Annotated in this window: 10 protein-coding genes; 2 read left to right on the top strand and 8 right to left on the bottom strand. The window is 46.0% G+C overall.

All coding sequences use genetic code 11. The features are described 5' to 3' along the window. Positions 1 to 293: 293 nt before the first annotated feature. Entirely contained in the window at positions 294 to 1,685 is a 1,392-nt protein-coding gene (locus tag RTV33_RS07755; RefSeq protein ID WP_312643163.1) for a Na+/H+ antiporter NhaC family protein, read from the top strand. Between the two features lie 279 nt (positions 1,686 to 1,964). Here the strand turns inward: RTV33_RS07755 and RTV33_RS07750 are convergent, their stop codons facing one another. Continuing rightward, complete coding sequence (locus RTV33_RS07750; protein ID WP_312643161.1) at positions 1,965 to 2,702, bottom strand: protein kinase family protein; 738 nt, start codon at positions 2,700 to 2,702, stop codon at positions 1,965 to 1,967. A gap of 3 nt (positions 2,703 to 2,705) precedes the next feature. Further along, a complete protein-coding gene (locus RTV33_RS15675; RefSeq protein ID WP_396327234.1) occupies positions 2,706 to 2,981 on the bottom strand; it encodes a zinc-ribbon domain-containing protein in 276 nt (91 codons plus the stop codon). Between the two features lie 337 nt (positions 2,982 to 3,318). Between RTV33_RS15675 and RTV33_RS07745 the strand changes: the two genes are divergently transcribed. Beyond that, positions 3,319 to 3,648, top strand: coding sequence for a hypothetical protein (locus RTV33_RS07745; protein WP_312643159.1), 330 nt, complete (start codon positions 3,319 to 3,321; stop codon positions 3,646 to 3,648). A gap of 160 nt (positions 3,649 to 3,808) precedes the next feature. Here the strand turns inward: RTV33_RS07745 and RTV33_RS07740 are convergent, their stop codons facing one another. The 6 genes from RTV33_RS07740 to RTV33_RS07715 form a co-directional block, all read right to left on the bottom strand. After that, positions 3,809 to 5,170: a D-alanyl-D-alanine carboxypeptidase family protein gene (locus tag RTV33_RS07740; protein ID WP_312643157.1), complete on the bottom strand. Its 1,362-nt coding sequence runs from the start codon at positions 5,168 to 5,170 to the stop codon at positions 3,809 to 3,811. Between the two features lie 66 nt (positions 5,171 to 5,236). After that, positions 5,237 to 6,403 carry an FtsH protease activity modulator HflK gene (hflK, locus tag RTV33_RS07735; RefSeq protein ID WP_312643155.1) on the bottom strand — a complete coding sequence of 389 codons (1,167 nt, stop codon included), beginning with the start codon at positions 6,401 to 6,403 and terminating at the stop codon, positions 5,237 to 5,239. A 17-nt stretch (positions 6,404 to 6,420) separates the two neighbouring features. Further along, entirely contained in the window at positions 6,421 to 7,335 is a 915-nt protein-coding gene (gene hflC, locus RTV33_RS07730) for a protease modulator HflC (protein ID WP_312643153.1), read from the bottom strand. Next, the gene (hflK, locus tag RTV33_RS07725; RefSeq protein ID WP_312643151.1) at positions 7,335 to 8,867 is read right to left on the bottom strand and encodes an FtsH protease activity modulator HflK; all 1,533 of its coding nucleotides are present in this window, start codon (positions 8,865 to 8,867) and stop codon (positions 7,335 to 7,337) included. Before hflK (RTV33_RS07725) ends, hflC begins: the two co-directional genes overlap by 1 nt. A gap of 1 nt (position 8,868) precedes the next feature. Further along, positions 8,869 to 9,861: a DUF1385 domain-containing protein gene (locus RTV33_RS07720; RefSeq protein ID WP_312643150.1), complete on the bottom strand. Its 993-nt coding sequence runs from the start codon at positions 9,859 to 9,861 to the stop codon at positions 8,869 to 8,871. A gap of 27 nt (positions 9,862 to 9,888) precedes the next feature. Then, complete coding sequence (locus tag RTV33_RS07715; RefSeq protein ID WP_312643148.1) at positions 9,889 to 12,114, bottom strand: peptidylprolyl isomerase; 2,226 nt, start codon at positions 12,112 to 12,114, stop codon at positions 9,889 to 9,891. Between the last annotated feature and the right edge of the window lie 13 nt (positions 12,115 to 12,127).

The following is a 12,127-nucleotide window of genomic DNA, read 5'->3' as shown; positions in this document are numbered from 1 at the left end:
GTTTTTAATAAACTTTATATTTAATCTCTCCTTACCTACGCATTGTTGGTCGGTGAACCGTCAATCTGAAAGTGTATCACCGATCACGCTTTATGGTTTCATATATTATCTGAAAAATATGGCGAAAATATGGGAGACTAAAATCGAGAAAAATGTTCCCGTGTTCTAAAGCTTTTTATTACCATGAAAAAAGTGCGAGGCAGACAATTTCGAGAACTTGCTTTTAATATTTCATGCCGCAAAATGATACTATTTATAAAAACTGGGGAAACTAAGGAAAAAGGAGGAATTATATGCTCTGGTTGTCAGTTGTACCGGCTTTCATAACAATTGTCATGACCTGCGTAACAAAAAAGCTTGTCCCGGCTCTTTTTAGCGGGATTGTAGTTGGCGTGCTGCTGAGCACCGGATCTCTGTCAGGAATAACGACAATCAGCCGCTATGTTATTGAGGTGTTAGCTGACGAGGGAAGTGCTTATGCACTGAGCTTTCTCGTTCTATATAGTGCTTTGTCCGAACTGATTTCTATGGCTGGAGGAATTGCCGGGTTCAGTAATAAAATGGAGGGAAAAATAAAGTCTGAAAGAGGTGTGCTCGGCTGGAGCTGGGGCCTTAGTATCCCCACGTTCTTTAACAGCTCCTTTCACTTTATAGCGGTGGGTACCGTGATGAGCCACTTTTTAGATAAAGTGAAGGCCTCCAAGGAAAAGTTTGCATTCATATTGTCCGTCACCAGCCTGCAGCTCATTTTATTGATTCCTGTTGGATCAGCCAATATCGGGTATATGGTATCCCTTGTGGCATCCAACTTCGGAAACGGCGTTACTGAAAGCGCCTATGAGATTGTCGTCAGGAGTATAGCATGGAATTTCTTCACTTGGGTGATGATTTTACTGGCTTTGGGTGTTACATTCTTTTCCCTTGGCTTCGGCAAGGTTCGGCTTGGAAAAACAAAGGATGACGAACTGACCCAAGGGCACATTCAAAAAGAAAGGGGCAAGGATGAGCAAATAGAAGAATATCCCGCAAAAGCAATGAATCTGATCATACCGGTTGCAATTTTGATACTGGGCACACTGTTTTTATTCTGGTGGACAGGGAAAGACAAATCTCCCTCCTTCTGGGGCGCATTCAGCAAGGCGGATTTTAATGTATCTATATTTACCGGAGTCTTAGCGGCGCTGCTGTTCACAACTGTTTTTTATCTTTTTCAGAAAATCAGCCTTGCCGAAATTCAGGCACATATTTTAAAGGGCGGGAGCAAGAACTTTTCTTTGGTTATTATTTTGCTTTTGAGCTGGGTGCTGACAAGAGTAACCCAAGACCTGGGCTTCAACGATCTGGTGGATCAGGAGTCCATCACAAATATTCCAAAGATTTTTGTTCCGGCAATCCTGTTTTTGATATCGGCAGTCATTTCCTATACTATCGGCTCCTCATGGGCCACCTGGTCACTCATGATGCCTCTGGCAGCGGCATTTGCCACCGGTACCGGCATGGATCTTGCGGTTATGGCGGGCACTGTATGGGCAGGCGGAGCTGTGGCAGATGTTGTTTCTCCCATCGCTGCTGAAATGGCGGGGATATCTTACGGAAAACACTTTGTCACCGCTATGCCCTATACCGTTGCAGGTGTTGTTGTATCCGCAGTTGGATATATAGTCACGGGCTTTTTGTACCGCTAAAACTTCCTTCATTATCAACAGGTTCGTATTAACGGCATAAGGTGCTCACCAATCATAGCATTTCGTAATCCCCAATCTCAGCCAACTGAATTAAAGGCTAGAACAGCAAAAACGGAGCTGCGTGCAGCTTTATTATACTGCCAGTAGCTCCGCAAGCATAACCGCCATATCCGTATCTTAAAACGTCGCCAATATCAATGAAGATAAATGTTTTCTTCAATGTATACGTTTTTTTAAGAGTCAGGAATGGTATTGTTCGCATAAATAAGGAAAAGCCTGTTACAAGTATGGAGGTACTCCTTCTCCTATGAATTTTCTAAAACCATTTGATATTTCCCTTATATCGGCAAATAATTTTTTTAGCTTTAGTAGCCGACCAATATAATACTTTTGAAAATCAGTTAGCCTTAGTTCTTCATACCATGGTGCAAAGATATCCTTTTTATCATTGGGTTTAGTGTATCTGGAATATAGCAAGAACAGCAGTACTTCGCCAAAGCAATAATAATCAGTTTGTGCAGTTGATTCCTCATAGCGGATAGAACGGGACAAACCAAAGTCCACCAACGATATATGCATTCCATTATCTATAATGTTATCAATACTTATATCTCGATGTGCTATGTTTCTTGAATGAAGATAATTGATCACAGATAGTAACTGTATGCCAACTCGCGAAATCTCGAAGTCGCTATAAACTTTATGATTTTGAAAAAGATCTGTATTTAATGTGCTTCCGGGCTTGTATTCAAGGATCAAATACATGGAGCCGCGCGTATGGAGCACGCCAAAGAGCTCAGGAATCGCCGGATGCGAAAGGCTTGAGAGTATACTTGCTTCATAATGATTTTTCCCTTGATTGATTTGAAACGAAACAGGCTCATATTTTTTCAAAACAACAGGCTCTCCCATTTGATTTTTGCAGAAATAACAAGTCCCAAATAGCCCGGCGCCCAATTCTCTTTCAAAGACATATCCTGAATGAATCAGGTCGCCGCAGGGAAATCTCCGCTCCATCCGTTATACCTGATTCCCACAGTTTGGGCAAAATTTTGAACCGTTTGGTGTGACAGCTCCGCACCGATTGCATTTGCGAACGATATTCTGTGCCGTTTTTGACCCGCAGTTCGAGCAAAAATTTGAGTCTGCTGCGATGACAGCCTGACAGTTGGGGCAAATACTGGTCAATGCCGGGCTGTTCGGGTAAGGTTGTTGCGTAGGGGGTTGCTGAAAATAGCCACTGCCCCCATGAGGGTGATAGCAACCACGTTTTCTTAAATGTGAAAAAAAACTCATATCAATCCTTCCTTTCCGTTATCAAAAAATCAGCTTGTCGGTCTAATAATAATATTTAAGTCATTGCAGCATTATAAATTATGTGTATATAAGAATACCAACCCGATGTGGTAGGAATATGGTGACGCAATACTTATTAAAAAATTTTCTTAATAGCTTTTGGTTTTATTGGAGTTGGGGGGAATTAGTACGCATTTAAAACAAAACAAATCCTCACGGAAGGGCGCAATTCAATAAGGATGTTTTCCGTTTTTGAGAGTTGCCGTAGGATTTCAAATCCTACGGCTTCCTCTTTTCCTAAACAGTTATATACCCTCACTATTTGTATGGTGCGTTTATGCACTATGAAGGAAAGACTACAGATGATATCCACGTTATTCTTTCCGCTAACCGCCACCCAATAACCGACACTTCTGTTAGTGGAAATGAGGAAGTTTCTGAAATAAACGGAATATCAGTAACAGCGGGTTACTTCGTTACGGATGCCAACAGTAAAGGAATCAAAACCATCATCTACTTTGCTTCCTTTGGGGCAAACGGCACAATCGTGTATTTGGAACACAGTGGTTACGAATCAAATAGTGAAGCCCTCCGCTCGGAGATTAGCAACCTAATAAATACTCTCACGCAGAATCCACCGGACACATCGCTAATCACGGCAAAATAAGCATACAATGTAGTTAAACTTCGAACCCCACAGTGAACAAGCGACGGGCAGGGCAAAACGACCCGCCGCACTTTTCGGTTACAACTCCATATTCTGCTTCCTGTGCGGTTGCTGCTCCCGCTAGAGGACTGCTAAGACTTGTAATTTAACCCTATGCACATTAATTATCACTGTGCCGGTTTATTCGTTTCCGTCTGACTTTATGTCTTCGTCGGGTTAGTTGTCGTACAATATTTCGTCTCTTCAGAAGAAATAGAGCGATACCTCCCAGTAAAATAAAAAAGAGAAAAATTGGAGCCTTGGTTTCTTTTTCCGAAAGGTGCACTGAACTTGCATTTTCTTGAGCACTGCTGTCACCCGTTGTCTCCTTACTTTTTAGCGCACTTATCTGAGAACTCATATTAATGTCCACATCTACTAACTTTGCAGGATCAGTAGATGAAGGGCCGGGAAGATTAATGCAAACTGGAAGCTGAGCCAGCGCCTTCACTTCATCAATTTTTGGTTCTCCATATGTGATGGACAAATTGTCGATGGTCTCGCCAGCTGGAAGCAAGAGAGAAACATCATCGGCAACGGCGAAGGCTGTGCGAATTTGAAAGTTATTTGCAGCCGCGATTTGTGTGGGAGAAGACTTTTCCAGTCGCTCCTTTGTTATCTTTACCGCAGTAAATCCATCAAAACCATAGTCTAACAGGGCCGTGGTATCTTTCCACTTGTCTCCCGCATTAGGCGATCTCATAACAACTGCAATCAGGGTAGTATCTCCTCTTTTTGCGGCGGACACCAAGGTGTGCTGTGATTCGCTTGTCCAGCCGGTTTTGCTCATAAGAATCCCCTCATAGGGAATTGAGCCGTTTAATAATTTGTTGCTGTTCCACAGCATTCGCGTTTCCGGCTGCTTATTGGTTGGAGGGATATCGTATCTGGTCGCGCCGAATATCTCGGTAAACCTTGGAATCATGAGAGCGGCGGAGGTAATTTTGGCCATATCGTAAGCCGTTGTATAGTGATTTGGATCGGGCAGCCCATGTGGATTTGTAAAGTTGGTGTTTTCCGCTCCGGCTTTGGCCGCTGCCTCGTTCATCATAATGGCGAAATTTTCCACGGTGCCGCCGATTTGCTCGGCAATCCCATTGGCAGCTTCATTTGCCGAAGCAATGGATAGCGCATACAAAGCCTGCTCCAGTGTGATTTCCTCATCTACATCCAAGGCGATATGTGATGAGTTTCTGTCAATGGAGAATACAGCATCATAAGACATGGTCAGTGTTTGGGACAAATCACCCTTTTCCAACGCCAGCAGTGCTGTCAAAACTTTCGTGATACTTGCAGGATACATCCTTTGGTTCATGTTTTTTTGATACAATATTTGTCCGCTGACTGCGTCCATAAGCACGGCTGATTCGGAGCGTAACTCCGGGGGCTGCAATGGTGCTGCCGCCGCATTCACCTTAATAGGAAATACGGCGGCAGCACAAAGCAGCAAGAGCACCAGCAGTGCTGACACAACTTTCTGCATGGTTCACCTCATGAGTCTGTTACTGAATTAACTGCTGCATTGCAAGGCTTGATTCAGTACGAAATGTTAATCGGATGTGCCGCTTATTGCCGCACCGCCGGTTATACTTGGGTCAAACATCTTGACATCGACGCTGCCGTCGGACGAATCTACGATGTACTTCTTTACTTTAGGAAGTATCTTTTCAAAGGTCTCCAGCAGCAGGCGATATTTAGTGGTGTCCTGTGTATAGATCCTGCTGTTATTTTGATACTCCTGCAGCATACTGAGAAATTTGTCCGCCTCACCCGTAGCGAGATTAACCTGCTGCGTTTTATATGCCTCCGCCTGCGAGAGAACTGTGTTTGCCTCCGCACGCGCCTTTGGTATCACACTGTTGTAATAGCCGTTGGCTTCGTTGATGGACTTCTCTTTTTCTTCTCTCGCAGTCGTCACGTCCAGAAAAGCATCCGCTACTGTTCCCGGCGGCGTAATTCCCTGAATGTTAAAAGCGGTAACCTGAATTCCGGCATCATAGGCATCCAGTGTTTCCTGTGTCTGCTGCATAACGGTGTTTTGTACCTGCACTTTTTCCGTGCTCAGCACATTGTCAACCGCTACATTGGACATTGCCTTCACCAGAGCAGACTCCACGCTGTAGCGCACTAGCTGCTCACTGTTACCGTTCACGTTGTAAAGAAACTTAGCCGCATCCTTCACCTTGTAATGTACGATTGCCTGCGAGGTAATGATATTCTCATCACCAGTGAGGAGCTGAATCTCCTGGGGGGTATCCTCCATTTGGTGGACGTGCTCCGGCAGGGTCATACCGACATCTGCCCGGCGAACTTCAGAAACACTCACCTTCTGCACCTGATCAATGGGATAAGGCAGACGGTAATGAATCCCTTCACTGATTGCCTGGGGCAAAACGGCTCCAAAGCGGCGTACCACCGCCTGTTCACCGGGATTGACCACGTAGATACCGGTAAGTAAATAAATGCCCAGGATACCGCCCGTCAATGTTATTATGATTTTTCTGGGATGCAAGTGCCCAAAAGCCTTCTTAATATCGTTAATGGCGGAGCTGTCCTTCACGGAGCGGTGCAGGGACATGGCGCGAAGCGTGCCGAAAAGCTTACCAATTGCACGCTTCAGCTGAGGCCCCTTTCCCCGCAGCACCGCTTTTTTCTTCTTGGAGGCTTTGGGTCTATCGTCTTCCGGTTCCGGTGTAAAGTTAAAGTCATCATTCATTGCGGGTTCGCTCCTTTCTACTCTCCGTTGCTGTTACCGCTCAGATACTTCAGTATTTCTGCGGTCGAGGGCAATATAAGAGTCGTGTCTTCATCAATTGTTTTTTCATAGGTTTCCAGTGTTCTTATAAATTCATAAAAGCTGGGGTCCTTTTGGAATGCCTCGCCGTAAATTCGGATTGCCTCAGCATCCCCTTCGCCCCTAATCTGCTGTGCCTGCTTTTGTGCATCGGACAGAATCATTGACTGCTCTTTATCGGCGTTGGCACGTATCTTGGCCGCTTCCTCGCTGCCTTCTGAGCGGTACTTTTGAGCAATTTGCTCACGCTCCGCTTTCATACGGTCATAAACGCTTTGCTTGTTGGCATCCGGGAAATTCAGCACCCGAACTTGTGCATCCACTACCTCAATGCCGTATTCCAGAGCACGTTCCTTGGCGTAGGTCACGGTTTCGTCTAGCATGGTATTCAACTGGAGCTTTTGTGCATCGGTGTTTACAAGCTGTTCCAGATTGTATTTGCCCATTTGAACACCCAGGCTGGAGGAAAACACATCCATGAGCCGTGCTTCCGCACCGATTTTATCCTTGACCGTTTTTAAGTACAGAACGGGATCGGTAATTTTCCAGGTTCCGTAGTAATCAATTGAGACACTTTTTTTGTCAAGCGTTAAAAGGTTAATCGAATTCGTCTGGTAAACCTGTATGCGCTTGTCCAGCCGCTGTACAGACTGAATAGGGTCCGGAAGCTTAAGCTTTAAGCCGGGCTGGTTAACAGTCACCACAGGATTCCCGAACTGCGTAATCACAGCATATTCCGTTACATCGACCTTATAAACGCTAAGTGTAAAAAACAATAAAAGTAGAGCCAGCGTACCACCCAATATGAATTTTCGCCCCGGGGCATGTCCGGCAGTTTTCTTTGCTTGATCCATTAATTTGTACCTCCCGTTCTATTGTTGCTGATCCACAGTTCCGCATTGTCAATCTTAACATTGCCGCCAAGCAGTATCTTTTTCACATTCGGTAATATCTGATCCATAGACTCCATATACAATCGGAATCTCGTAACCCCGGAATAAGAGGAGTAGGCGGCCAGCTGCTCGGCAAACAGCGTTGCATCACCCTCGGCCGTTTTGATCTTGCTGTCTTTGTAGGCATCCGCCTGAGTAATCATCTTATAGGCATCTGCATTTGCCTGGGGGATAATGGTATTCTGATATTGCAGCGCTTCATTGATATAGATCGCTCTATCCTGACGCGCACTGGCTAAATCCTGAAAGCTTGCAACAACACTTTCAGGCGGGGATACCTCAACCAGTTGCACGCCGACGATTTGAATGCCTGTTCCGTTTTTGTCCATGGTCCGTTGCAAGGATGCCTTTGCCTGCTGCTCCACCTCGATCTTCCCCTCCGTGAGCAGGTAGTCGATTTTATTGATTCCAACCAGCTCACGGATACTGGTGGTAGCACTTGCACTGATGAGGGTGTCAAGGCTACTGACATTCAGCACATAATCGGAGGCATTGCTCACCTTGAAATGCACCGACATATTGACATTGACGAGGTTTGTATCGCCGGTCAGCAGCTCCTGCCGCCCAGTTTCAACCTTCTGGATGTTGTCCTTCCTTACAAGGGTTACCTGCTCGAAGGGGGCAGGTAGTCGATAATGGATTCCCGGGGCTGCATTGCCATTTGTAACAGAGCCAAACCTGCGCACAATGCCTACCTCGTCCCATCTGACCACATAAATTCCCGATAGTATGTATGCGGAAAGCAAAACTGCACCCACCCCAGCATACATTTTTTTGTTCCCATGGAATGCATGGCTGTGATGCACATGGGAAGTGCTGTTTAAGTCTTCCTCGGGGTGCCTAAGCATCCGAATATTCGATGTCAGAATCTCATATCCTGCTGCCATCAGTAAGACCATAGCGATAACCGCAGATATTTTGTCCAGACTGGGCATTCCGAAAAGGGAACCTAATAGGCCAACAAGAACGGCAATTGAGCAGTACATATCCATTTTTGAATGGAATCCGTCTGCAATTAGGCTTTGGGAGTTTGTCTGTTCGCCTACATAGATTTTGTATCTTGCCATGAAGTAATTGATAACAATGGCGATAAAGGCGCCGGCCGCTGTAAACGGCACATAGCGGAGCTCGGTTACTTCACCACTCAAGGCATCGGAAAGGATTTCGATCCCCATGTAGAAAATAAACAGGGATACGAAAATCGCAAGAAGATGTTCTGCCTTTCCTACCGAGTTCTTTAGCTTCTTCGTTCCAATCTGTGTGAGCAGAAGTCCCAGAAAAACTACCGAGGAAACGAACACATCGGTGAACGAGTGCCACGCATTTGCCCTTAGTCCGATGCTTCCGGATATATCCGCCAAAAAAAAACGTAAAATGATTAAGACCACATTCGCTATAATTGATATTAATATTGTCTTTTCTTTTCTACCCATCTCATGACACCTCTATTCTATTCAGCGTATTATCATTATTTGCCCGATCTGCCGGTGCTTCAAGCTTCAGTGTACTTTGCAGTGCCGCAATCGCCACTTCAATTTGTGCTCGGTCAGGCTCTCTTGTGGTGATTCTCTGCATCCAAAGCCCGGGGGCGGATACAATCCTTGTTAGCCTGTTGTCGTGCTTTCCGGCATAGCGGATGAACTCATAGCCAAGTCCGGCCAAGACTGGAAAAAAAGCCAGTTTCAGCATGACACGAAGGAAAAGGTTGCTCCACGGGAAAAGAGGGAGAGAGAAAAGTGCGATTCCAAGCAGCATCATAACAAACAAAAAACTTGTACCGCACCGTGGATGGAACCGTTTGAATGTCTGAACATTTTCTGGAGTCAGCGGTTTCTTTGCTTCATAGCAGAAAATCGTCTTGTGCTCTGCGCCGTGATACTCAAAAACACGGCGCATATCTTTTATTAAGGAGATGACAAGCAGATAGATAAAAAAGATACCGATCCTCATAATTCCCTCAAGCACATTTTTATAGGCACCGATTGAAATACCGACCTCTTTTTCAATGGTTATCGCTAAAAAAGTCGGCAAAGCGGAAAACAAAGCGATGCTCAGTCCGAAGCCCAATATGGTACTTAACGGCATGATTAGCTTTGATATGCTTTCCCCGCAGTGCAAAGCCAGCCATTTTTCAAACTTTGATTCTTTTTCGGGAAGCTCAGCGGCTTCAATGGATACGGCCAGCGCTTTATTGCCCAGCCGCAGCATCTGGAAAAAGTTTACCATTCCTCTTACAATCGGGAGGCGGAGTATTTGGTGCCTCTCCCCAAGCGCCTCGAAGGGCGCTCTTATAACGGATATCAATCCGTCGGCATTTCTTACCGCAATGGAATAGGTGTCTGCGGATTTCATCATAACACCCTCGATGACAGCCTGCCCGCCAACGGTACCCAGACGGGAGGTTTTCTTTTTGTCACCATCATTCATTTTGATATATACCTCCTTTCCTACGGTTCATTTTTTTAGCAGTTTTCGCAATGTTCTGTCATATATGGTTAGGTCTGCTTTTTCCAATAAAAGGGTTTCCATCTCGGACTCCAGCTTGCTGTGCTTTTCCTCGTTCATGTGCGCCTGAATGGTTTCCTTTGATTCCTCGTAGGTGAGTTGTTTTTCTTCCGTGCGTTCCCGCATTTTCACTATATAATATCCATAGCTATAATCAATAACACCGCTGGTTTCGCCGGATTTCAAGTTGAATATCTCTGTCCCCAGCTGCTCGGGAAGGTATTCCTGATAGAGCGCTCCGCTCATTTCTCCACCCGTAGATGCGGAGCTGTCCTCGGAATACTGCTTGGCAACTTCAGAAAAGTCGGTTCCACTGTTTAACAGCGACAGTGCCTCGTCCGCCTTCTTTCTGGCCTGCTCGGCCTTCTCTCCATCGGACCCCTGGTCAATCCAAATCAGGCTGATCTGCGCACTCGCCGGAGAGACAAAGCTCTGTTGGTTTTTGTTATAGAACTCTTGCAGTTCCTCTTCAGTCGGGTCGCTTAGCTTTTCATCGACCTCCTGCTGGTGGAGGATTTGTGCCAAATACTGAATTCGCATTTCGTCGTAGCTGTGCTTCTCCTGTTCTCCGGAGCTGCTGTCTCCCGTTTCCTCCAACAGCAGTTCCTTGGCGATGAGCTGCTCAACCAGTTGCTGCTTCTGCTCATAGGTGGCGTACTGCGCCTGATATTCAGGGGGAAGCTCTTTAAACTCTGTATAGAAGTCGCCAAGGGTATATCTTCGGCTATGCACACTGAAAAGTGCCTCGTCCTTTCGAAGTGTATACTCGCTCTCCATATTCTTTTGAAGCAGAAGAAGACGTATTTCTGCGCTAACCTCGGAAAGAGTCTTTTGACCGGCACTTGCGGTGCTGACCAGTTTCAGGATACTGGCTGAGCCATCCGGATTGTCAACCGGGTCGCTGACATCCTCAGGCTGCAGCTTCCAAACAGCCGCTTCGATTGAGGGTTCTCCCGCACCTTTTTCTAAGGAAAGCGTGTTTGCTTTGCCATCTTGTCCATAGGTTGCGGCAACACTGTCAAAGCTTTCCCCTGAACGGATTTTACGAATCGCCTCTGTGGCTGTTGTCTTTGCGTTCTCACCGGTTAATCGGATCTCAAGCACCTTGGCCTTTTCCGCGACCTGGTAGTCTGAACTGTTCTGATTGTAATACTTTAGAATTTCATCCTCTCCGGGTTCCTTTACCCTGAGCAGATCGAAGTTTACGGTCAGGCCGGCCGTTTGCTTGAGCTCTTCTATATACTGCAGGAAAAAGTCTTCGTCCTTTCGGGAGACAAGGATGCTTCGAATCTCATCCTCGACCTCCGAAAGAGCTTTACTTCCATAGATCGATTTGTTTTCGTCGTAGTATTGCTGCACATCCCAGCTGGATATGGATTCTGGGGTAATCTCTTTCTCGTGCAGCTGATCCATTAACTGCATAACGCTTGCGTCATCCAGTAAATCCTTTATACCGTGCCGAACATCCTCTCTCTCCATCACGCCCTGAGAAGACGCCCATTCCTGAATGATTTGCTCTGTGGCAAGCCGTGTAACCATTTGGCGATAGCCCTCCAGACTGTCAATGGGATGTGCCTCGCAGTCCTCGTCCGGTGTGCATTTGCTGTGGTCGTAGCCATGGACATCACAATAGGCGTGTTCACGCTCTTTGGCCTGTTCCAGAACAATGAAGCTGCTAAGCTCCTCGGTGGTCACATTTCGTCCGTTATACGATGCTACCACATCCTCGCCAGGTGGAAATGGCTCGGTAAGATAGGGAACTCCATATATACCGGCTACTGCCAGAACCACAACAATAGATACAACTACGATTGTATTTCTAATTTTAGGTTTTTTGTCTATTACCGTTTCCTCGTCCAGAGGGACCAGCATCATGTTGAGCGAAGGATCTTCTGTGGAGGATTCATCAACCGCCTCATGCAATTGGGAGGAATTCTGCAGTTCAGATGTGGTCAAATTGGAGCCAGCGTCGTCCTGAGAATCTTCTGGTATTGGATCGTCCGGGTACGATGCAGACTCTAAATCCTCCGACTTCCGCTTGTTCTTTCCCAAGCCTAACACATGCCTGAGATCCGCAAAGACGGAACCCTCGTCAGACGGAAGGGTATTATGTTGCTCCTCCGGACGATTGCCTGGACGTTCTGTATTCATATCGTCTTTTTCATTTTCATTCACTTGTTATACCTCC

It is taken from the genome of Hydrogenoanaerobacterium sp., assembly GCF_032017025.1.
In the GTDB taxonomy this organism is placed as follows: domain Bacteria; phylum Bacillota; class Clostridia; order Oscillospirales; family Ruminococcaceae; genus Hydrogenoanaerobacterium.
The sequence above is the reverse complement of the archived record's forward strand: the minus strand, read 5'-3'. Positions and strand labels throughout refer to the sequence as shown.

Excerpts from the sequence above, each read along its gene's own strand:
- RTV33_RS07755 (WP_312643163.1), top strand. The coding sequence starts at position 294 with ATGCTCTGGTTGTCAGTTGTACCGGCTTTCATAACAATTGTCATGACC.
- RTV33_RS07750 (WP_312643161.1), bottom strand. The coding sequence starts at position 2,702 with ATGGAGCGGAGATTTCCCTGCGGCGACCTGATTCATTCAGGATATGTC.
- RTV33_RS15675 (WP_396327234.1), bottom strand. The coding sequence starts at position 2,981 with ATGAGTTTTTTTTCACATTTAAGAAAACGTGGTTGCTATCACCCTCAT.
- RTV33_RS07745 (WP_312643159.1), top strand. The coding sequence starts at position 3,319 with ATGCACTATGAAGGAAAGACTACAGATGATATCCACGTTATTCTTTCC.
- RTV33_RS07740 (WP_312643157.1), bottom strand. The coding sequence starts at position 5,170 with ATGCAGAAAGTTGTGTCAGCACTGCTGGTGCTCTTGCTGCTTTGTGCT.
- hflK (WP_312643155.1), bottom strand. The coding sequence starts at position 6,403 with ATGAATGATGACTTTAACTTTACACCGGAACCGGAAGACGATAGACCC.
- hflC (WP_312643153.1), bottom strand. The coding sequence starts at position 7,335 with ATGGATCAAGCAAAGAAAACTGCCGGACATGCCCCGGGGCGAAAATTC.
- hflK (WP_312643151.1), bottom strand. The coding sequence starts at position 8,867 with ATGGGTAGAAAAGAAAAGACAATATTAATATCAATTATAGCGAATGTG.
- RTV33_RS07720 (WP_312643150.1), bottom strand. The coding sequence starts at position 9,861 with ATGAATGATGGTGACAAAAAGAAAACCTCCCGTCTGGGTACCGTTGGC.